This is a genomic window from Nodosilinea sp. FACHB-141, from assembly GCF_014696135.1.
GTDB lineage: Bacteria > Cyanobacteriota > Cyanobacteriia > Phormidesmidales > Phormidesmidaceae > Nodosilinea.
Genome location: NZ_JACJPP010000018.1, coordinates 54,503 through 76,222, shown reverse-complemented (window position 1 = coordinate 76,222; position 21,720 = coordinate 54,503). Strand labels below are relative to the sequence as shown.

18 protein-coding genes and 1 tRNA gene are annotated in these 21,720 nt (G+C 55.9%); 6 read left to right on the top strand and 13 right to left on the bottom strand.

Annotated elements, in window-relative coordinates; all coding sequences use genetic code 11:
* Positions 1–5: 5 nt before the first annotated feature.
* The 7 genes from galK to H6F59_RS18675 all read right to left on the bottom strand — a co-directional run bounded on the left by galK (position 6) and on the right by H6F59_RS18675 (position 8,043).
* Entirely contained in the window at positions 6–1,064 is a 1,059-nt protein-coding gene (gene galK / locus H6F59_RS18705) for a galactokinase (RefSeq protein WP_190703671.1), read from the bottom strand.
* Between the two features lie 2 nt (positions 1,065–1,066).
* Positions 1,067–2,170, bottom strand: coding sequence for a Xaa-Pro peptidase family protein (locus H6F59_RS18700; RefSeq protein ID WP_190703666.1), 1,104 nt, complete (start codon positions 2,168–2,170; stop codon positions 1,067–1,069).
* A gap of 42 nt (positions 2,171–2,212) precedes the next feature.
* Positions 2,213–3,313, bottom strand: a complete 1,101-nt coding sequence (gene galT, locus H6F59_RS18695; RefSeq protein WP_190703663.1) for a galactose-1-phosphate uridylyltransferase — start codon at positions 3,311–3,313, stop codon at positions 2,213–2,215.
* Entirely contained in the window at positions 3,225–5,198 is a 1,974-nt protein-coding gene (locus tag H6F59_RS18690; RefSeq protein WP_190703658.1) for a glycoside hydrolase family 2 protein, read from the bottom strand. The genes galT and H6F59_RS18690 overlap by 89 nt, the downstream gene beginning before the upstream one ends.
* A 486-nt stretch (positions 5,199–5,684) precedes the next feature.
* Positions 5,685–5,756: transfer RNA gene (locus H6F59_RS18685), tRNA-Thr, on the bottom strand.
* A gap of 112 nt (positions 5,757–5,868) precedes the next feature.
* Positions 5,869–6,390 (bottom strand): NYN domain-containing protein, encoded by a 522-nt coding sequence (locus H6F59_RS18680; RefSeq protein ID WP_190703655.1) that lies wholly within the window; start codon positions 6,388–6,390, stop codon positions 5,869–5,871.
* A 624-nt stretch (positions 6,391–7,014) separates the two neighbouring features.
* Positions 7,015–8,043 (bottom strand): DNA/RNA non-specific endonuclease, encoded by a 1,029-nt coding sequence (locus tag H6F59_RS18675; RefSeq protein WP_190703652.1) that lies wholly within the window; start codon positions 8,041–8,043, stop codon positions 7,015–7,017.
* Between the two features lie 295 nt (positions 8,044–8,338).
* On the opposite strand from H6F59_RS18675, the gene sodN reads away from it, so the two are divergent.
* Complete coding sequence (gene sodN / locus H6F59_RS18670; RefSeq protein ID WP_190703649.1) at positions 8,339–8,812, top strand: superoxide dismutase, Ni; 474 nt, start codon at positions 8,339–8,341, stop codon at positions 8,810–8,812.
* Between the two features lie 112 nt (positions 8,813–8,924).
* Positions 8,925–9,305, top strand: coding sequence for a nickel-type superoxide dismutase maturation protease (sodX, locus tag H6F59_RS18665; protein ID WP_313887252.1), 381 nt, complete (start codon positions 8,925–8,927; stop codon positions 9,303–9,305).
* Between the two features lie 7 nt (positions 9,306–9,312).
* Here sodX and H6F59_RS18660 read toward each other — a convergent pair whose 3' ends face one another.
* On the bottom strand, positions 9,313–9,909 hold the full coding sequence (locus H6F59_RS18660; protein ID WP_190703646.1) for an HAD family phosphatase: 597 nt from the start codon (positions 9,907–9,909) through the stop codon (positions 9,313–9,315).
* Positions 9,910–10,307: 398 nt separating this feature from the next.
* Here H6F59_RS18660 and H6F59_RS18655 point away from each other — a divergent pair, with 398 nt between their 5' ends.
* The gene (locus tag H6F59_RS18655; RefSeq protein WP_190703642.1) at positions 10,308–10,838 is read left to right on the top strand and encodes a DUF4149 domain-containing protein; all 531 of its coding nucleotides are present in this window, start codon (positions 10,308–10,310) and stop codon (positions 10,836–10,838) included.
* A gap of 83 nt (positions 10,839–10,921) precedes the next feature.
* On the opposite strand, the gene H6F59_RS18650 is transcribed toward H6F59_RS18655, so the two are convergent.
* The 3 genes from H6F59_RS18650 to mdh form a co-directional block, all read right to left on the bottom strand.
* Positions 10,922–11,905 (bottom strand): DnaJ C-terminal domain-containing protein, encoded by a 984-nt coding sequence (locus H6F59_RS18650; protein ID WP_190703638.1) that lies wholly within the window; start codon positions 11,903–11,905, stop codon positions 10,922–10,924.
* Between the two features lie 163 nt (positions 11,906–12,068).
* Positions 12,069–13,418 (bottom strand): cytosine deaminase, encoded by a 1,350-nt coding sequence (locus H6F59_RS18645; RefSeq protein WP_190703635.1) that lies wholly within the window; start codon positions 13,416–13,418, stop codon positions 12,069–12,071.
* Between the two features lie 434 nt (positions 13,419–13,852).
* A complete protein-coding gene (gene mdh / locus H6F59_RS18640; RefSeq protein ID WP_190703631.1) occupies positions 13,853–14,824 on the bottom strand; it encodes a malate dehydrogenase in 972 nt (323 codons plus the stop codon).
* Between the two features lie 340 nt (positions 14,825–15,164).
* Between mdh and H6F59_RS18635 the strand changes: the two genes are divergently transcribed.
* Entirely contained in the window at positions 15,165–16,436 is a 1,272-nt protein-coding gene (locus tag H6F59_RS18635) for an EAL domain-containing protein (RefSeq protein WP_190703628.1), read from the top strand.
* A gap of 16 nt (positions 16,437–16,452) precedes the next feature.
* Here the strand turns inward: H6F59_RS18635 and H6F59_RS18630 are convergent, their stop codons facing one another.
* Both H6F59_RS18630 and H6F59_RS18625 read right to left on the bottom strand, forming a co-directional pair.
* Positions 16,453–16,971, bottom strand: a complete 519-nt coding sequence (locus tag H6F59_RS18630) for a host attachment protein (RefSeq protein ID WP_190703624.1) — start codon at positions 16,969–16,971, stop codon at positions 16,453–16,455.
* A gap of 355 nt (positions 16,972–17,326) precedes the next feature.
* Positions 17,327–18,652: a PhoH family protein gene (locus H6F59_RS18625; protein ID WP_190703621.1), complete on the bottom strand. Its 1,326-nt coding sequence runs from the start codon at positions 18,650–18,652 to the stop codon at positions 17,327–17,329.
* A 360-nt stretch (positions 18,653–19,012) separates the two neighbouring features.
* On the opposite strand from H6F59_RS18625, the gene H6F59_RS18620 reads away from it, so the two are divergent.
* Both H6F59_RS18620 and H6F59_RS18615 read left to right on the top strand, forming a co-directional pair.
* Positions 19,013–20,827, top strand: a complete 1,815-nt coding sequence (locus H6F59_RS18620; RefSeq protein ID WP_190703617.1) for a proline--tRNA ligase — start codon at positions 19,013–19,015, stop codon at positions 20,825–20,827.
* Between the two features lie 32 nt (positions 20,828–20,859).
* A complete protein-coding gene (locus tag H6F59_RS18615) occupies positions 20,860–21,696 on the top strand; it encodes a DUF2993 domain-containing protein (RefSeq protein ID WP_190703615.1) in 837 nt (278 codons plus the stop codon).
* Positions 21,697–21,720: the final 24 nt, after the last annotated feature.

Below are 21,720 nucleotides of genomic sequence, written 5' to 3'. Positions count from 1 at the left end.
GGGCTTTAACTAACGAGAAGGCGGCCGTTGTGTCCGGCGTGATTGTAGCGTTCAAGGGTGGAGTGGGCGATCGCGTCCCCTTTTCCCTTTGTGACTAGGGCAACGCAGGCCCCGCCAAATCCGGCGCCGGTGAGGCGGGCACCAAAGACATCAGGGGTGGTTTGAAGAATATCTACTAGGGCGTCGAGGGCGGGGACGGAAACTTCGTAGTCGTCTCGCAGACTGGCATGGGAGGCGTTCATCAACTCCCCAAAAGCTTCGGGGGTGATGCCCTCTAGGGCTTTCAAAACTCGGTTGTTTTCAGTGATCACATGACGGGCCCGCTGGCGGAGCGGCTCAGGTAACTGCTCGGCCTGCTGGGGATCAGTGATGTCGCGTAGAGCTTTGACGCTCAGTTGCTCGGCGGCGGCTTCGCACTCGGCGCGGCGCTGGTTATAACCGCTGGTGGCCAGCGATCGCGCCACGCCACTGTCGATCACCACAATCTCTGCGCCAGTAGGGAAGGATAGAATTTGGCGATCGAGGGTGCGGGTATCGAGGAACAGCATGTGATCGGTGTCGGCCAGGCTAGAGGCCATCTGGTCCAGAATGCCGCAGCTAACCCCGGCATACTGAATTTCTGCCTGCTGGCCAAACTGGGCGATCTCCACATCGTCCAACGGCAGCTGAAGGAGCGATCGCAATCCTCGCAGGGTAGCCACTTCTAGTGCTGCACTACTGGACAGCCCGGAACCGATTGGAACGGACGACGTGACGAAGATATTTAAAGGCGGAATTTTGTGGCCAGCCGTTTCTAAGATGCGAATGCAGCCATTAACGTAACTGGCAAAGCCCTCGGGATTGGCCCCAGCGGGGTCGAGGTCAACCTGCTCCTCTAATTCGGCGGAGTAGAAATGGTGGTGATCATCGGGGCTGAAGCCGATGGCAACGGTAGTGTGTTGGGGAATGGCGGTCGGCAGCACAAAGCCATCGTTGTAGTCGGTGTGTTCGCCCAACAGATTCACCCGCCCGGGAGCACGGGCTTCAACGTCGGGGGCGGTGTTGAAAATTTTTCTGTAGTCCATATTTAACGCTCCAGGGGAATCGATCGCAGCCGTCCAGCAATCTCCTGGTGAGGAAACTGAGGGTCAAAGCTCAGGTTCTCCAAACTATTGTCCGGGTGCAAAACAAAGGTGTCCTCAATCTTTGCCCCCGGAATACTAGGGTTCCAGGCCAAGATCACAGGGGCTGCGAGGCGATCGCTCGTCTCTGCCGTAGCCACCACCTCCCGAGCCCCATACCCAGCGGTTCCCCCCTGGTGATGTTCTCGAATCGCGTTAGGAAACCCGTGCTGTTCGTAGGCCGTTGCTAGAGCGTGATAAATGGCATTCAGCGGCGTATCCACCTGAGAGTGATCGAGCGCAACAGCTTCAATCTCAGCAATGGTGCGATGGCGTTGCCGGTCTGATTCCGATAATTTGTCGAAGAAAACAAAGCGAGTCAGACTGACAATTAGCCCATGTCCTCGTGCACAAAACACCAGCATCGCCTGTCGTCCAAGTGTTTCACCGCTGGGCAGGGGATGGCGGTAGAGAGGAAGGCGGCGATCGCCTGCAGCCAGAGTTAGCGCCGGATGTAACCCCCTAGCCCACATTGCTGCTGCCCCTGCCCCCGCCAGTTGATGCTCTGTCCAGGTCGGCTGGGCTTGAGTCAAAACCTCGGTCATCGCTTCGCTGGCCAGCCGCCCCACTTGGCGGTAACGCTCCAGTTCGCTGGGCAACATTACCCATCGATGCTGAATGAGAGATGCAGGCAAGGCCGCTTCAGTAGAGACCCCCGATGGCTTATCGCTCAACACCTGGCCGCCCTGGGTCGCTTCCTCTACAAAAGCTTGTCGCTCAGAACCTTGTGCCCACGGATTGACCTGAAGTTTGTAAGGAGAACCCTCTGGCAGTTCCTCATCCTTCAACCGCTGAGCCTCAATTTCATCCGTCAGCACCCAGGCATCAGTGGGGGTCACTAGCACCTCAGCCACCCCAGCTTCAGCAGCCAGCAGCACTGTGTTGGAACCCCCAGCCGTTGCCCAGGCAAACCAATCAGTTCCTCGCAGACGGATTCCAGCGGCGTCCGTTTCCTGAAGCGTATTCCGCAGAACGGCTAATTTTTCAGAAATTTCTTCTGATCGATTCATGGCATAACTTGCCTTACTCAGTGGTCAATGACAACTACCGACTTAAACAGGAGTAACTTGTTCAAGCTCAACGGTGACGGCCTGTAATTCCTTGGCTTTTTCTTCGGGCAGCGCATCATTGGCAAACATCCCCGCTGCCAGTTCCGTTCCGGCTAAATACTTCAGCCGGTCTGAGGTGCGATAGGGAGGATAAAACTGGGCATGAAGGTGCCATTCTGGATGCGCCTCCCCATTCACAGGAGCTTGAAACCAGGCCATCAGGTAAGGAAATGGACGCTGCCACAATCCGTCGTACTTCAAGGTCACGGTCTTTAGCGCTCTAGCTAAGCTCGCCCGCTGCTCAGAGGTTAGATCCAGGAACGTGGCCACGGGTTGAATCGGGGCAATCCACACTTCATAGGCATAGCGCGCGCACACGGGAACAAAGGCGATCGCCCACTCATCCCGATACAAAATCCGCTGATTATCCTCAATTTCTGCCTGAATCAAATCCTCCAACAATCCCCGCTGGTGTTGCTGGTAATGCTCCTGCTGGCACTCCCCCATCCGGGCTGGGACCGGAGGCACAAAAGGATAGGCATAAATTTGGCCGTGAGGGTGGTGTAGCGTCACCCCCACCTCAACCCCTTTGTTCTCAAAAGGCAGGACGTATTGAATTTGGGAGTGCTGGCTAATGGCTTGGGTGCGATCGCCCCACACTTGAAACAGCAGCTCAATATGATCCAGCGGTAGCGAACTCAGCGCTGCCTGTGGATCTTGAGTAAACACCACCACCTCGCAGGCGCCGTTGGCGGGCACCGTATCCACAATTTCACGCGGAGAATCCGCCGCTGACGGAATCAGCGACGGAAAGCGATTCTCAAATACCGCGATGTCGTAATTGCCCTCGGGCAACTCGGTGGGAAATTGCGGGTTTTTGGTGGGAGCCAGCGGATTGTATTCTGGCGGCGGCATGAATGTCCGCCCCTGGCGATGGCTCGCGTAGGCCACCCACTCCCCCCGCAGCGGATGCCAGCGGAGGTGTGGATTAGCCTGGACGGGATCACTGCTCGGACTAGGCGCAGTTATTCCCGCCGCAATGGGTGACCGGCTGTACAGGGTGAGGTTGCGCCCATCTGGCTTCAAGAGCGTCTGAGAGTGCATGTTCTATGTGGGCCTGGGCTACTTTTACAGGCTCTTGCAGCATAGACGGGGCATCCTCTCCCATCCCCCTACCTAAAGTGGCAGATGCGATCGCCCAAATGGGGAACTTTGGCGTGCGATCGATGTACAACAGCCCGTTTGCCTCCTGGAAGGTATCTGTCAGCTGGGTGTAGCAGAAACCGCTGAACATTTCCACCTGATTCACCGTTTGCAGCAGCTCCGCATACTGTCGCTGAAACTCCAGTGCATTATCCGAGCGCGCATAGCCCCAGGTGCTGCTCTGCTCTTCAGGTTTAGTGCAGGCAATGCCGCCAAACTCCGTCAGCATGATCGGCTGTCCTTGGTGAGGGTAGCCGTCTAGGGTCAGCACCCGACCGCCAGGACGCTGGCGATCGAACAGATCCGCCAACTTCACCTCGGGCCCATAGCGTTTTGCCAAACTATGGGATTGAGTGTCGTAGTCGTGGATCGCCAAAATATCCGTGGCCGTACTTTCCCAACCATCATTCCCGATCACTGGACGGGTCGGATCGAGGGTTTTAGTCAGGTGATACAACGCTTGGACACAGTGACGGTGGGCCGGAGTCGCGGTCAAGTCGGGCACACCCCAAGACTCGTTAAAGGGCACCCAGACCACAATGCAGGGATGGCTGGCATCCCGTTCGATGACCTCTGTCCACTCCTTCGTCAACCGTTCTACTGCCTTAGGGCTAAAGCGGTAGGCACTGGGCATTTCTTCCCATACCATCAGCCCCAGCACGTCGGCCCAGTAAAGGAAGCGGGGATCTTCAATTTTCTGGTGCTTACGCACGCCGTTGAAGCCCATCTGCTTGACTAGTTCCACGTCCCGGCGCAGGGCTTCATTGGAAGGGGCCGTCATCAACGTGTCTTCCCAGTAGCCCTGATCGAGCACCAGCCGCAGGTAGTAGGGATGCCCGTTGAGCATGAAGCGATCGCGCTGAATATTCACCGTCCGCATGGCGGTATAGGAGGTCACCTCGTCCACCAACTGCCCCTGACACCAGAGTTGAATCTGAGCATCAATCAGCGTCGGCTTCTCAGGACTCCAGAGCAAGGTGTTGCGATAGTCATCGATACCGGGGTCAGATAGGGCAATACGGCGGTGAATTTCACCGTTTAGCACCTCATACATGTCGTTGACTAGGAGTTGTTTGCCCACCGTCAACCGCACTTTCAGGTGCATTTCCCTTTGCAGGTCGCCAGAGACAAACCCTTCGAAGCCGATTTCCCAGCGCTCGAAATGGGGTGTCCATTTAATGCGGTCGATATAGGTGGCGGGAACTTTTTCCAACCACACCGTTTGCCAGATGCCGCTAGTACGGGGATACCAAATGCTGTGGGGTTCCCGCTGCCAGTCTTGCTTACCCCGTGGTTTCGCTAAATCATAGGGGTCGTCTTCTGCCCATACGGTTACTCTTTGCTTGCCGTCCGGGCACAATACCGAAGTAATATCCATCGAGAAGGGGGTGTGGCCACCCTCGTGGTCAACCATGAACTGGCCGTTTACCCACACCCGCGCCCGGTAATCGACAGCGCCAAAATGGAGAAGGACGCGATCGCCCTCTGCGGACACCTCAAACTCTCGCTCATACCAGCAATTTGGATGAAATCCCGTGTCGTGAATACCACTCCGGATAGATTCGGGAGCGAACGGAACTTCGATATTCTGACCCCACGATGTAACATCACTGGGTCGTGCAAAGTGCCCTTCATCATCGTAGGTAAACTTCCAGGTGCCATCCAGGGAAGTCCACTGAGAACGCTGTAGCTGAGGACGGGGGTATCCTGAGCTTGCCTGCGCCTGAAGGCTGGGGGTTAAGTCGCAGGGATATTCTTCTTCAAGACATTTACCGAAGAAATTCATGGGGATGTCTAACCAAACTGCCTGTGTTCAAACTGTTGTGCTAAGGATGCCCTCTTAGCACTCCTTAATTACCTCTATTCTCGCAGTTATTTAACTCCATAACCTAGATTGAATTCCTCATGGCACCTCCAAAAATACCGGGGAGGCTGTCTTGCATCGAGACTGTGGAGATCGATAACTAGACACTAATTCGTCAAGGCGAGTCAGTAGCACATCACTGGTGAGAGAATCCGTTCTTTATCGAGTGGGTGATGCTTGTCATTCATTTAAATACAGATACAGCCTGTGCTACCGACTCAGTTGACCCAAGCGGTTGCTGAGATGATGGAATCTAGGGTTGTCTGAGCAGTGAGCTAGCAAGGCTAAGCGCCGAGAGATGGCGACGATGGTTCAGTGGGGATGCGATCGCATCACGATCCAGGGAAGTTGCTGGCGATTTTAGGATGATGCTTAGTCCACATCCACAAAGGGACGGTTTTCGTTAAAAGCCGATGGCGGGATTTGAACCCGCGACCGCTCGATTACGAATCGAGTGCTCTACCACTGAGCCACATCGGCATGGATATTTACAGTTAGCTAGTATAACAGGGTCAGCGATCGCGCGATCGAGTCGTTTCCCAGGGCAGTGAGGCTAGGCAAAGCAGCACAGCCCTGGGGTTAGTCTGACGCCTTAGTCTTTCTCGATATACTTACGAACGCTGTTGAGGTCGATGTAGCGATCGGTGGCGTTGCGCAGTTCACGGGCAATCATCCCCTCCGTCGAGACAACGGTTATGTGGGTGTTTTTTGAGCGCAGCAGTTCAATGGCCCGCTCAAAGTCGCCGTCGCCGCTAAAGAGAACGACTTCGTCGTATTGATCTACGGTGTTGAACATGTCGATGGCAATCTCAATATCGAGATTGGCTTTTTGGGAGTATCGTCCAGAGGTATCGTCGTAATACTCCTTGAGAATTTTGGTTCGCACGGTGTAGCCGAGGCTGATCAGCGCATCCCGAAAACCGCGCTGGTCCTGTGGATCTTTCAGCCCGGTGTACCAAAAGGCGTTTACTAGGGTAGCCCCACCGTCAAGGTTAAGAAAATATTCAAGTACCCGCTTGGGATCAAAAAACCAGCCATTTTTTTGCTGGGCGTAGAACATATTATTGCCGTCTACAAAAATCGACAAACGCTTCAAGCCGTATCTATTTGCCATAAATATGAATAATAATTAACTTAACGAGTCATCTATCTTATAAGCAGTGTAAATGCTGATTCTAGTTAACTTAGTAGACTAAACACTCAATCGATAGTGAGGTTTGACTCAAGAAAACTAGGCCTAGCCAAAGTGTTTGTATAGAGAACAAGGCTAAGAGTGTAGCCGCTTCTACCAAAAAAATCTAGAGATTGGTTAGGCTTAAAGATAGAAAAGCCCAATGGGTAGAGGATGAATCAGCTATTTTACACTGCCACATCTCACAAAATTTTAGGGGTTAACCTTACAGCCATTTAAATCAAAATTGAATGAATTCAATAGCTTAGACTGCACCGCAGCCCTGATTTTCAGCCCTAAAAATGAGTGGCTCTACTATTTGCACCTGAAGTAAACGCACTTTGTCAAATTGATGCTGTAAATCTGGAAAAATAAAGCAAATATCTACCTTATCTCTAGCAGTTGTATTAAAGACACACTGCCTTACTGAACTAGCTACACCCGAAGAATCACTATGACGCAGTTTTAATAACCAAACTCAATATCATATTGAACTAAACCTAAAATTAACTTTATCTTTTAACTATAGTATACTGCCAATCCCTGATCTGGAATCAGGGGCCCCACTCACGGGGGTGCATCGCTGGTGCGGGCCTTAAGAACGGCCTGAAGCTCGGCGGGTAGATTCTCAAAGAAGCTATGGCCAGTGGCTATTTCAATGCGCTGAACCGAGGTTTGGTAGCGACGCCAGTCAGGGCTGACCTGGTTGCTGTTGGGCAGATCAACGGCAATTATTTGACTGTCACTGCCAATGCCTAAGTCCCCATTGGGGAGGCGATCGTACACCACAATAATTTTCCATAGGCGGGAAGGTATAGCAATGGCTCGGTTGCCGATGTTGCCCTGGCTGCCGTAGGCTCCAGCAAACACGTGCAGGCTGTGGTCGTACTGGTAAACCAGCGATCGCCCGTATTCTTCCAGTTCCCGCCAGGTGCCACGGTTGTTGTCAGGGGCTTGGGGAATGATGTTGGTCATCAAAAAGGTGGCAGCATTGTTGCTCACGCTGCTGGTGCGATCGCCGGATGGCACTACATGGCCGCGATCGTATCCGCTGCCCCGATAGTCGTTGGGGGTAACCTGGTAAAACCCAGCGGGCAGCGCCCCGTCGGGGCGAAAGTTGTCTTGGCGATCGGTGGAGCCCAGCCAGGCGGCATCTACTTCCCAACTGGCCCAGTTAAGCCCGTTGCGATCGCGGCTGTAGCTGAGTACATACTGATCACGCTGAATTAAATAGTTGTTGGGGTTGGTGGTCGCCGCCTGGCTGGGGTTGCCCAGCGCTAAATGGGGGTTGCTAGAGGGTGGGGCCGGTGGATCGGCCGCCGGTGTTTCAGCAGGCAGTAGTTCGCAGGCTCGACCGTTGCCATCACCGTCGAGACTGTAGGGGTCGCCCCCGAAAGCATCGAGTACCGCTTGAGCCCGAGGCTGGCTAGCGAAGTCGCCACAGTTGCAGTCGTCATCGATACAGGGAGGCAGGGTCGATACATCCACAGGGGCAACCCAATTGATCATTGACAGCAGGTTCCCACAGCCAGCCAGCCCTAGCGCCAGGGCCACAAGCAACAATCGGCTCCAGGGACGCAGCCGAGAAAATGTCATTGCCAATCGACCCATGGTTGAACGACCATCCTCTTGAAAACATTCATACAAATGTACTGAAATTGCGTCTGAGTGCGACGATCTGCCTCGCCGATTCTGGCCGAATCTATTGCCAACGGCAGGGGCGGAGGTTGCGGAAGGACTCAATAGCGTTAACAATGTGAAACGTGGCCTGGCTTATTCCCCTGCCCAGCATAGGGATGTTTCACCCCATCGGGTGCGGGGTTGCCGCTCGGGCCAGGCGCAAGAAAATTCCCGTTTTTTGCCCGTATTTCTATTCATTACCAGGATGATTATGCTCAACCAAGCAATTGCCAAGCTACAGGCATGGTTCCCCGCCGCTGCCGTCCACGCGCACTGCGATGGCCCCTGCGGCGTTTACGATCCCTCCTCGGCTCGCATTGCCGCCGAAGCTGTGCTGTCGATGACCAAAAAGCTGGTGGACCTTGAGGTGCCTGCCGGTGGCGATAAGGCCGCTTCCGTTGCCTACCACAACACCTTCGCTCGCTATACCGCCATTAAAGAAGAGCAGGCTCAAATCACCAAAGATGAGCTGCTGGTGCTGTGGACTGACTACTTTAAGCCCGTCCACCTAGAGCAGTTCCCTGACCTGCATGACACCTTCTGGAAAGCCGCTAAACTCTGCTCTGCCTGCAAAGTCGAAGTCAGCGTGCAGCACGCCAACGAGCTGATGGAAGCCGTGCAGAAAATCCACGGCATCTTCTGGGCAACCAAGAACCGTGATGTGTCTTGGTACACCGCTAGCTAGAGGGAGATGAGGGAGATGAGGGAGTTGAGGTGGATAAGATGAGCAGGACGAAGGCTCCTCATCTTCCCCATTTCCTTATCTTTCTCATCCCCTCACCCTTGAATTAAGTCTGGTGGAAAATAACCTCAGCAATTCCCTACAGCCGCCGTCGCAGTTGCGCCATAGTCAGCTCACCGATCTGGTGCTCTGGCTGTTGCGCCAGCGACGGCGGTTTCGCGTTGTGGGAACTTCGATGTTGCCCCTGTTAGAGCCGGGTGTAGAGGTGTTAATCGACCCCTTTGCCTACCGACAGCAGCGTCCCCAGCCAGGGGATCTGGTGGTGGCCGACCATCCTCGCCAGCCGGGACTGCTGCTGCTTAAGTGGGTGGTTTATGTTGATGCCAACGGCTGTTTCTTGCAAGGACTGAATGCGATGGAGAGCACCGACAGCCGCAAATTTGGCTTGGTGCCTTGGGTGGGACTGGTGGGTCAGGTTGTCTGCCGGCTGCCCTGAGGGGGAGCTAGGAGAAGCTTTCTACCACGGCCATGACTTCGGCTGGAGAGTCGACTCGGTAGGCGTGAATGCCAAGGGTGCAGGCTGCCTCGACATTGCGGGCTCCGTCGTCGAAGAAGGCTACGCTGTCGGCGGAGGCATCAAGCGCCGATAGCACATGCTCAAAGACGGCTGTACTGGGCTTAATCAGACCAATCTTGTAGGACAAAAATAGCTGATCGAAGTAGTCAAAGAAGTTGTAGCGATCGCGCAGTCGCTCGTAGTGGGCGGGGTTGGTGTTCGATAGCAGTGACAGATGGTAGCGGGGTTTAAGGGCAGCAAGCATGTCGTTGCACTGGGGCAGTGGCGCCCGCACGATTTCTAAAAACTCATGCTTGACGATTGCGGGGGCGATCGCTAAACCAAAGTCCTGCACAAAGGCGGCGGCAAAGGTATCGAAGTCGGTACGGCCGCTCTCAAAATCGACGACAGAGGGAGCGCTGACCCAGAGGCGGTGAATTTCCTCAATGGTGAGGGGGCGACCCAGCAGATCTTTAACCCGGTCGAGCCACTGTAGCTCGATCAGCACCCCACCCATATCAAACACAATGTGCGTAATGGCCATCGTCGTTGCTCCGCTGAAAATTGCCCAGACTTACATTACTGGGCTGTGCTCTTGAGACAGTGTTCGGGGTCAGGGTTTAGAGGGTGTCTTGGCTAAATATTTGTGAGGCCATTCATGGTAATTGAGACGTTACCGTCTGTAACAGGGAGTAACGTTTTTTCTCGCCGGTAACCGTTGCCAGAGTCGTGCGATCGCTCCAAAGCTACGACTGTGAAGCCTTTCATCTTTGTGTCACAACGTAACGGCGGTGCGATAACAGCATTGCCGAAAGAATAATTCACACCGGCAGCCAATAAAGTTCGCTAGGCTGAAAACATTGATAAATAAGGAACTCAGCCCTAAAACTCCGAGTTCCTGACCCCGCGCTTCATCCGTCATCCTTAATTAGGCATATATTCATGAATTCGCTATCTCACCCTATCGCTAAGCCCACTCCCTGGGTCGGGGCAGTTTTGTTCGCCCTCATGTTTTGGTTCAGCAGCAGCCTGCTGATGGACTTTGTTATCATGCCCGGGCTATTTGTTGGCGGTATGATGAGCCAGCCCGATTTTGGCTCGGCGGGCTACGCGATGTTTTGGGTGTTTAACCGTCTCGAGCTGCTGTGCGCTGGCGTCATTTTAACCGGTCTATTGGCAGCCCGCCAGTCGCGCCCCCAGCGACCCGTAGTCGCTAGTGGCCTGCGCAGCCGTTGGGCTGTAGAGCTTGGGCTAGGCCTGTTAGCCCTCACTCTGGTGCTGACCTATGCGATCGCCCCCGCCATGGCTGCCCTGGGTGCCTCCCTCGACCCCTTTGCCGCCACCGTTGAAGTGCCCGGTGCTATGAATCAGATGCACGGAGTGTACTTTGCCTTAGAAGCTGTCAAGCTGCTGGGCTGTGGTGCGCTGCTCAGCCTGCTCTATGGCGACCTCAGCCGCGCTGAGGAACTGTAGGTTAGTCTCTGTCTAAAAAGCCCCCCGGTTCTGCGATATTCAGAACCGGGGGCTTTTGATTGCGTCTGTCTAAATAATCAGATTTACAGGCGCGTATTGGTCAGGCTCTGACGTGGGTTCGTCGTGCGGCTGTCGCGAATTTTTTCGTACAACTGGCGCTCGGCGTCGCTGAGGCTTGCTGGAGGTGTAATCACAACTTTAATCAGCAGATCGCCGCGATCGCCCTTGGGGCGAGGCCAGCCCTTGCCCCGTAGCCGCAGAGTTTGACCCGAGCGAGTGCCCCCGGGTAGGTTCATGGTCACGCTGCCATCGGGGGTCGGCACATCAATCTTGCCGCCCAGCACCGCCTCGTCGGGGGTAATGGGCACTTCAGCCGTGAGGCTATCGCCCTCAAGGGTAAAGAAGCTGTGCCCCTCTAGCTGCACCACCAAATAAATATCAGCGGGCTGCTTGGTGTAGGGGCTGATTGGCCCCTTGCCCTTGAGGCGAATTTTGCTGCCCTGCTTGGCTCCTGGCGGAATGCGTACTTCCACATTGTCGTTGCCGATGCGCAGGCGCTTCTGGGCACCGTGGAAAGCTTCGCTAAAGGTGAGGCGAATGTTGGCCTCTTGGTCGAAGGATTGGTTTGGGGCGGTTTCGTATCCAAACCCAGGCCCGGCTGCCCCACCGCCGGGCGTCCCGTAGGGATAGGAGCGGGCACTGCCGCCGCCTGGGGTGGCAAAACGACCCAACAGCTCGTTGATGAACTCGTCAAAGCTGCCGTAGTTGCTAAAGTCAAAGCCGCCCATGTCGCCGGGGTTGCCGTAGGGGGCACCGGCCCCGGCGCGGCTGGCTTGCTGCCAGTATTGACCGTACTGGTCATACTTTTTACGCTTATCGGCGTCGGAGAGCACCTCGTAGGCTTCGCTCACCTCTTTAAACTTGGCCTCGGCGGCTTTGTCATTGGGGTTAACGTCGGGGTGGTACTTGCGGGCCAGCTTGCGAAAAGACTGCTTGATCTCGTCGGCACTTGCCGTGCGATTGACCCCCAGCACCGCGTAGTAGTCTTTAAAGCCCGTAGCAGCCATTCCTATCCTCCTAAAAACCCGCGCTCAGTGGTGACTATCGTAGTCGGCTTTGGGCTGGGGAGGGCCACCGCCGATTCCGCCAGACCCATGTCTACCTCTGGATTCAGCGTAGCAAACCCCACGCCTGAGGAAAGTTCGGTTTTCCAGGTTGGGGCGGGGCAAATTAGGCAACTCCCACCACTGCATCGAGTTCGGCGTAGTCGGGTAGGGTGGTGTCGATAGGGCTACCCTGGCGCAAAACGACGCGATCGCCCTGGGGTCGCGACAGCAACTCGCTAAAGCTGCGAGCCTTAAACACCACTAGATCCGCTGGGCGGCCAGTCCCAATCAGCCCCGCATCTAAACCCATAATTTGAGCCGGGACGTGGGTGATTGTCTGGGGCCAGTCGCCAATTGGGCGATCGAGTTGGCCAATGCGCACCGCCTGGGTAAACACCTCCACCATGTCGTGGTCGCCGTAGGCAAAGAAGGCGTCGCGGCAGTTGTCGCTGGCCAGGGCCACAGCCACCTCAAACTGGCGCAGCTCGGGCAGCAGGGTGACGCCGCGATAGCGGGGCATGCGGCCCGGCTGGCGATCTTGCAGGTAGAGGTTGCACATCGGCAGGCTGACAACGCTGATGCCCGCTTGCTTGAGCAGAGCCAAGGTGTCTTTGGCGCGATCGCCCGCCTGCACCGACAAACTACAGCAATGGCCGCAGTTGACCTGCCCAGCAAACCCTCGCCGCAGTTTGGTCTCGGCTACCACCCGCAAGCCTTCGGCCTGGGGATCAAGACTCTCATCGGCGTGAAAATCGAGGTCTAAGCCCCGGGCCTCAGCCAGCTCAAAGGTGCGATCGATCTGAGCTTCCAGGCCGGGTTGAGGATAGATTACTCCACCTAAAACGCCGCCATATCGGGCAACGGTATCCGCCAGCTGTTCGGCCTCGGGGCGGTCGTAGTAGTCCATCGACACCAGGCACACGGCCTGGAGCGCGATTTTGCCCGCCCACTCCTGCCGCAACCGATCGAAGACCGCAAAGCTAATTTCCTCCTGCCCATTCAAACAATCCAGATGGGTTCTGACGGCCTGGGTGCCGTGAGCATAGCTGCACCGCAGGCCAAAGCTCATACGGGGGTAGAGATCTGCGGCGCTCCAGTGGCTGTGGTCGGTTTCGAGAGCCTTGAGGGCCGAGGCAAAGGTGCCATCGGGATTGGGATTGCGAAACCAGGTCTGGCCTTTGTCTAGATGGGTGTGGCAGTCGGCGAAGCAGGGCCACACCAAACCCTGGCGCAGATCCCACCGGGGTTGGTCGGTGTCAAGGGGCTGGCTGGTGGGGATAATCGCCGCAATCTGCCCGTCCTGAATTTCTAGATGGGCGGCGACCAATTCTTCTGATATTGGCGGGGCGGCGAGGGATGCGATCGCATTCCAGGTTACCGACCCGTCGACGCAGGCCAGGGGCAGCCGAGCATTTTCTAACCAGTAGTGGGCCGGAGCCTGCTGCAAAAACTGGGGCAAGGCGGTTGAATTCATAGTATTCGACTAAACAGCTGATCGAGATCACCGCCGCAGGGCTTCGACATCACTGAGGTATAGAGCGTTTATCACGGCGGTTTTGACCCCACCAACCTACAGTGAGACTAGAGCCTGAAAATCTAAGCCCCAAAATTCTAAAGTTAGATTCGGGAAAACTTAGAGCAAACAGTGTTTCTATCCTTAACCTGTAAGGTAAACGCCATGGTTGATAACACAGCTTCTAAAATTTTCTGGCAGTCTGGCGCTTCTGTTTTCGGTTTTCTGCTGCTAGTGATTCTACTGGCTTGAGGGGACAGCGCTAGATACGCCAGAGCGAGTTCACGCCAGAACAAGGTTAACGGCCCTAATGCACACCCCCAAACCCCTTAAGGTGCATAGCCCGCTACACTCTTGTGAACTGAGGAATTAGACAGAAAAATTTCCTCAAGGATTTACTGATCTAACAGTGCTAGGGCCAGCGGTATCTGCTCCTTTACCGAGGCCGCCGATTGTTCGAGGGCTTCCTGCTCGGCCGAGGTAAGCGACAGTTCCAGGACTTCTTCAATGCCCTCTCGACCCAAGCGGCAGGGCACTCCCAGATAGAGACCATCCAAGCCATACTGGCCCGTTAGGTGGGCAGCTATGGGCAAGATGCGCCGCTGGTTGAACAGCATTGACTCCACCATGACGCAAGCCGAGGAGGCCGGAGCGTAGTAAGCACCTCCCTGCTTGAGCAACTGTACAATTTCGGCACCGCCGTTGCGGGTGCGATCAATCAGCGCTTGCAGCCGGGGAGCAGGCATCAGCTCGGCTACCGGAATGCCGTTGACGGTAGTGTAGCTGGGTAGAGGCACCATGAGGTCGCCATGGCCTCCCAGCACCATGGCCGCCACATCCTGCGGGGGCACGCCCAGCTCCCAAGCAATAAAGGTTTGAAATCGGGCCGAGTCGAGTACTCCAGCCATGCCCATCACTCGCTGAGGGGGGAGATCGCTGGCTTTCCAAGCCAGGTAGGTCATGACATCGAGCGGGTTGGTGACCACAATCACGCTGGCCTGGGGTGATACGGCTAGGGCCTGGCGCAGGGTGTCGATCACAATCTTGCCGTTGACCTGGGTGAGGTCGTCGCGGGTCATGCCGGGGCGGCGGGGCAGCCCCGCAGTAATCACCACAATGTCTGAGTTGGCGGTGTCGTGGTAATCGTTGGTGCCGACAATGGTGCGGTTGTGCCCTTCGCAGCCCGCCGCCTGGGACAGGTCGAGGGCGACACCTTGGGGGCGCCCCTCAACGATATCGACCAGCACCACGTTGGCCAGGTTGCGCTCTAACAGGCGCTGGGCCAGGGTGCTGCCCACGTTACCCGCCCCCACTACAGTAACCTGGCCAACCGAACCGCAAGCAGAGGGGGTAGAAAAGGCAGTCATAGCGTCAACGCAGCGAAGGATCGGTGTGGGGCTGAGGCCCCTTGTGGTGTTCTCGGCTTGAGGATAACCTCCATAGACCTAAGGCACCGTCCATATTCTGGCGGATGCTAGTTAATTTATCCTGCAATTGTTGTGATTTAGATCATAGCGGTGGGTGACAGATACATGATGAGGCTGTGATTGGCTAGGTTTTTTAGAAATGCTCACCGACACTTCACACTGAGGTTATGAACCCCCTTCTAAAAATAGGAGATGCTAGAGCAACCCCCTGAAAATCGTGCTTGTCATGAAAATCTTTCCTGCTTTGTCTTGCCCTATATCCCTCGGTCCATTGCCTCCTATGGAACCTGCCCCCGAAGACGGCGATAGCATTAATCTGGCGGCCGATATGGCGATCGCCCCTAACTGCAATATTCGACTATTTGCAGAGAGCGAAACGATTTTTACCGAGGGCAGCGCTGCTGATAAAGCCTATATTATTGAGTCGGGCTACGTCGAGATTTTTGTGGGTTCTGGCCACGATTCAATCCAGCTCAATGTGCTGGGGCCAGGGGATATTTTTGGAGAAATGGGTATTATTGATGCCTCGCCCCGCTCGGCCTCGGCTAAAGCCCTTAGCCCCTGCCGCTGCATTGTGGTATCAGCGGCTCAGATCGCTGAGCGCATCGAGTCGTCGTCGCCGATGGTGCGGCTGTTTATCTCTATGTCGCTGCACCGCAACCGAGCCTACAACACTTATATCAAGGCTCTATCAAACCCTCACATTGGTCTGCCCAGCCCCGCCATAACTGAGAAAGCCTACGCAAGAAGTCAGCAACACCAGCAAATTTTAGACGATATTAAACTAGAGTCTGACCTACAAAATGCCGTCCGTAACGATGAGCTATCGCTGGTCTATCAGCCTCTTTTAAACCTAACCACAGGTGCCATTGTGGGCTTTGAAGCGCTGCTGCGGTGGCAATGCCCCCAGCGTGGCTCTGTGACTCCCCAGCGGTTTATTACCCTGGCTGAAGAAACCTCGCTAATTTTGCCCATGGGTGACTGGATTTTGGATCACTCCTGTGCCGATCTGTGCCGTTTTCAGAGGCACTTAGAAGGCCGCGATCAGAGCCGCGCTGACTTTTTTATTAGCATCAACATTTCGGTGCGTCAGTTCCAGCAGCCCGATTTTTTTGAGCGGTTAATTGCCTGTACCCAGCGCCATGGTGTTGATGCCCAGCAAATTAAGCTAGAGGTAACGGAGCGGATCTTCTTGAATGAGGCTGAGGCGATTAACTCCATCGGCAAGTGCCGCGCCGCCGGATTTGAGGTTTCCCTTGACGACTTTGGCACCGGCTACTCTAGTCTCAACTATCTAGAGCGCTGCGAAATCGACTGTTTGAAAATTGATCAGTCGTTCATTCAAAAGTTGTGCAGCAGCGATCGCGCCAAAATTTTAGTCGGCTCGATTATCGATATTGCCCGCCAACTGGGTCTGCCCACCGTGGCTGAAGGCATTGAAACCCCTGCCCAGATGGCCGCCCTAAAATCGATGGGCTGTGACATTGGCCAGGGCTTTCTATTCAGCCGTCCCTTGCCGCTAAATGAGGCCCTGGCTCTGCTAGATCAGTAAACTTGAGCTAGATTCGCTAGCTGTTGCTGTAGCGCGATCGCCCCGTTGCCAGTGCCACCTGCCGAGTTGGCAACACCCCCTTTTGGGCCAGGTAATCTTGCAACTGTTGGGGTTTCATTTTGCACAGGTCCTTGGCCAATTCTTGCACCTGCAATCGACCGCTCATTCCCGTTAAACAGTTGCGCAATGTGCCTAAAATTTGTGGCTCGGCCACTAGCACCAGAGTGTTGAGATCATAAGCATTAATCAACGCTTCCATCTGCGCCCCGATGGCCTGGGCAAAACGGCGCTCAAACTCGACTAGGTAGTTGTCCCGGCGATCGCCGTAGCTGTGGCCCCGGCTGCCGCTGCCCCGATTGCGACTAGCTTTACTATTAGCTCCCAGGTCTTGATTGGGAATTTCTGCTGCTGAATTTAGCAGTTGGCAACGTTCGATCAAATCGGGGCCAGATTCTAACTCTGGCACTGCCACGGGCTCAAGGGTCAAAAACTTAGCTTTGGCACCATCTACTACGGCTACAAGGAAGCGAGTCATAAAGAATCTCCCGTTGCTAGATTTGGTGGCATCCTAACAAGTTAGAAAGACCCTATGGGGCGCAAAGGTAAAGGTTAACTTCTTTTCGAAAATGGTCAGGGAATGCCGATAATTCGATGGCATTTCTGTTGTCGTCAATGCCGTTTAGCGTTGATTTAATTAGTGTTTAATGAATGAATATTAAGCATATTCATAAAGATCGCCTATCGCTAATCAATGGATTTCGATCGCCAGGCTAACTTGCCCAATGATTCAGGTTCAATGGCTCAGGGCTGAACAATAGAATGTTAAACTCGCCCAAACTAGGCGATCGCCAGTGAGCGGCCTTAGGTTGGCAACAGTAAATCGGCAAGTTCTACAACAGCATCGCGGCCCGCTCAGCCAGGCCCGATCGCTCCCCTTTATTGAGCGTTATGTGCCCAGCTAGGGCTTCATCCTTAAACCGCTCGACGACGTAGGTTAGGCCGTTGCTAGAGGCGTCAACATAGGGGTTGTCGATCTGGTCGGGGTCGCCGGTCAGAACGATTTTGGTGCCTTCCCCAGCGCGGGTCAGAATAGTTTTGACCTCGTGGGGAGTGAGGTTTTGGGCTTCATCAACAATCAAGAACTGCTTGGGAATCGATCGCCCCCGAATGTAGGTCAGCGCCTCAATCTGCAATAGCCCCTGGTCGATCATTTCTTCGTGGCCGCGCCGCCAGTGCTCGGGGCGACCGCGCATATCCTGGGTGCCAAAGATGAGGTCGAAGTTGTCGTAGAGGGGCTGCATCCAGGGGTTGAGCTTTTCGCGCATGTCGCCAGGTAGGTAGCCAATGTCGCGGCCCAAGGGCACGATGGGGCGAGCGATCAGCAGGCGCGAGTAGAGGCGCTCATCGGCGACTTTTTGCACCCCGGCGGCGATCGCCAGCAGCGTTTTCCCCGTACCCGCCTTGCCTACCAGGGTCACCATTGAGATCGAGTCTTGCAGCAGCAGCTCAAAGGCAAACCGCTGCTCGCGGTTGCGGGGCAGCACCCGCGATACCCCAGCGTGGGGTAGTTTGCTGAGGGGCACCAGCTTGCCGCTGCTGCCCTGCACCATCGCTAGTGCCGTGTGGTTCGGATTTGATTCATCGACCAGAGTCATGGCCTGGTTAGGGTGGAGGGGCACGTCGAGCTTTAGGTGACCGCTGCCAAACAACTGGCTCATGGCCTCGGCAGAGGTCATCACCTCCAGGGTGCCGGTGTAGAGGTCGTCGTAGTCAATCTTGTCGGTTTCGTAGTCTTCAGCCACCAGCCCGACGGCATTGGCTTTAATGCGCAAGTTGGTATCTTTGCTGACCAGCACCACGGGCATATCGTGGTGGTGCTTATACTCCATCGCCACGGCGAGAATAGCGTTGTCGCCCTGGTCGCCCTCTAGCTCGGCGGGCAGCTGTCGTAGGGTATCGCGGTGGCACAGAGCCACTTTGAGGGTGCCGCCCTTTTCTAAAGGAATGCCTTGCACCAATGAGCCCTGCTGGCGCAGTTCATCTAGAGTGCGCGACACGTAGCGGGCGTTGCGGCCGGTGTCGGCGGTGCCTTTTTTGAAGCGATCGAGTTCTTCGATAATGGTGATGGGTAACACCACATCGTTGTCCTCAAACCTGAACATTGCCATCGGATCGTGAAGCAATACGTTGGTGTCGAGGACGAAAACTTTTTTCATAGATGAGCAATAGTTGAGACGGTACGCCTAACCCAGACCTTGAGGATGCAGGATATTGCAGCGTCAGTCTCTCGGCGAGGCTATTTCCAGGAACGATGGGCAGATGCCGCTTCCCTTGCAATGCAGCAATTCTGGTTGAGCTAAGGGCAATGGTCGAAGACCGGCCAGAGGCCAACGCCCAGCGCCAATTCTAGAACGGCTGCTTAGACACTGTAGCGGATTTCTCTACCATTCCCGATGGGCACCAGCAGGTAATCGAGCAGTAAACAGTTCCGGCTGCACCGGTCAGGTGATGGAAGGGCTGCCCGTCCTCGTTTACTATGGCCTATGAGCCCTCCCCAGTCACCGTTGGAGACCCCCATGCGTCTATCCCAAATGCTGTTTGTCACCCTACGAGAAGATCCGGCAGAGGCCGAGATTCCTAGCCACAAACTGCTGCTGCGGGCGGGGTACATGCGTCGTGTTGCCAGCGGGGTTTACGCCTACCTGCCCCTGCTGTGGCGAGTGCTCAACAAGATCTCAGATATTGTGCGCGACGAGATGAATATTACAGGGGCGCAGGAGTGCCTACTGCCGCAGCTGCAACCGGCTGAGCTGTGGCGCGAGTCGGGCCGGTGGGATACCTACACCAAGGCTGAGGGCATTATGTTCTCGCTGATCGATCGCCGCCAGCAGGAGGTTGGCCTTGGCCCCACCCACGAGGAGGTAATCACCGCTATCGCTCGCGACATGGTGCGGTCCTACCGGCAGTTGCCCCTGCACCTCTACCAGATTCAAACCAAGTTTCGCGATGAGATTCGGCCTCGCTTTGGCCTCATGCGCGGGCGCGAATTCATCATGAAAGACGGCTACTCGTTTCACACCAGCGAGAGCAGTCTGAAGGAAACCTACCAGGAGATGTACCAGGCCTACAGCAACATTCTGCGCCGCTGCGGGCTGGAGTTTCGAGCGGTGGATGCGGACTCTGGGGCGATCGGCGGGTCGGGCTCCACTGAGTTTATGGTGCTGGCCGAGGCGGGCGAAGACGAGGTGCTCTATACCGAAGACGGTAAGTACGCCGCCAACGTGGAGAAGGCCGTGTCGCGCCCAGTAGATTCGGTGCCCTCTACCTTTACTAAGTTTGAGAAGCTGGAAACCCCAAACACGCCCACGATTGAATCTCTGGCAAAGTTTCTCAAGTGCTCACCCACCCAGATCGTCAAGAACGTGCTGTATCAGGCGGTGTTCGACAACGGCCGGGTGGTGCTGGTGCTGGTCAGCCTGCGCGGCGACCAGGATGTCAACGACGTGAAGCTCACTAACGAACTCACTAAGCTGGCCGCCGACTACGGCGGTGCCGCCGTGATCTCCCTAGGAGTGCCCGACGAAGACGCCCAGCGCCAGTGGGCCGCCAAACCTCTGCCCCTGGGCTACATGGCTCCCGACCTGGGCGATGACTATATTAACGGCGGCAAAGAGGTGGAGCCCAAGTTTCTGCGCCTGGCCGATCGCACCGCCACCGACCTGAAAAACTTCGTCACCGGCTCAAACGAGGCGGGCTATCACGTGGTGGGCGGCAACTGGGGCAAGGAATTCACCCTGCCCAAACAAGTGGTGGATGTGCGCAAGGCGGCGGCGGGCGATCGTGCCCTGCATGACCCCAGCCAAACCCTGCAAACCGCGCGGGGCATTGAGATTGGCCACATCTTCCAGCTGGGCACTAAATACTCCCAGGCGCTAGGGGCCACCTTCACCGACGAAAACGGGGCCGAGCTGCCCCTGGTGATGGGCTGCTATGGGGTTGGTGTGTCGCGTCTGGCCCAGGCGGCGGTGGAGCAGTCCTACGATAAAAACGGCATTGTCTGGCCGGTGGCGATCGCGCCCTACCAGGCGATCGTGGTGATTCCCAACATGGGCGACGATTTGCAGGTCGAAGCCGCCAAGGCGATCTACAAAGAGCTGCTGTCAGTGGGAGTCGAGGCCCTGCTCGACGATCGCGACGAGCGGGCTGGGGTCAAATTTAAAGATGCCGATCTAATTGGCATTCCCTACCGTATTGTTACCGGCCGGGCCTTGGGGGATGGCAAAGTGGAGGTAGTCGATCGGGCCACAGGCATTGTGCAGGAGGTGGCCCTGGCCGAGGTCGTTGCCCTGATCAAGGGCTGGATTGTCGACGAACTGCTGGCCAGCCGCTAGGACCAGCCCCCACCCACTCCCCAGGAGGAACCATGGAACTGATCACCATTATTCTCTCGGCCCTGCTGGGGGTGGCGGGTAGCGGCGGCGTGGTGGTCGACACCCTGGCCGAGGCCGCCCTGCGCAACCAGCTTGCCGAGGCCGAGACGTTGCAGGTGCGCATCGACAATGTGCCTAACTATCAGCTGGCCAGCGGCCGCATTGAGCACACTTGGATTGCCGCGCGAGGAGTCGAAACCCGGCAGATACCCGGCCTGCGCATCGACTCTATAGATATAGAAACCGACGCTGTAGATGTCGATCTTGGTCGTTTGCAGCAGGGGGCGCTGGTGCTCGACGAACCGGCCCAGACCGCCCTGCGCCTGCGTCTCAACGACGACGATCTAAATGCGTTTTTGCAGTCGCCCCTGGCACAGGGCTGGCTCGACACCCTAGAATTTACCCTGCCGGGAGCAGCAGGTCAGCGCGAGCGAAATCGCTACGGCCTCGCCAATCCGTCGCTGGAGTTTTTGGAGGGCGATCGCTTTCGCGTTGTGGTCGATCTGCAAGACCAGGTGACCCAGGAGAATATTGCGATCGAGGTCGAGCTAGGACTGACCATCCTCAACGGCCATCGGTTTGCCCTGGTTGACCCTACCATTACTGTCGACGGTGAAGACACCCCACCCCAGCTGCTCGAAGCGTTTGTGCAAGGTGCTCAAGAGCGCCTTACCCTGCGGCGATTAGAGGCGTTGGGCGTGGTAGCCCGCGTGATCGACCTTAACGTCCGAGACAATGAGCTAGATGTTGCCATCTTTGCCAAAATAGAGCCAACCTCTCCGCTCTTGATTCGGCAGCCAGCTCAAGAAGCTGTCCCCACCCCACCCTAGGGCAAGTTGGACTACCCTAGGCTA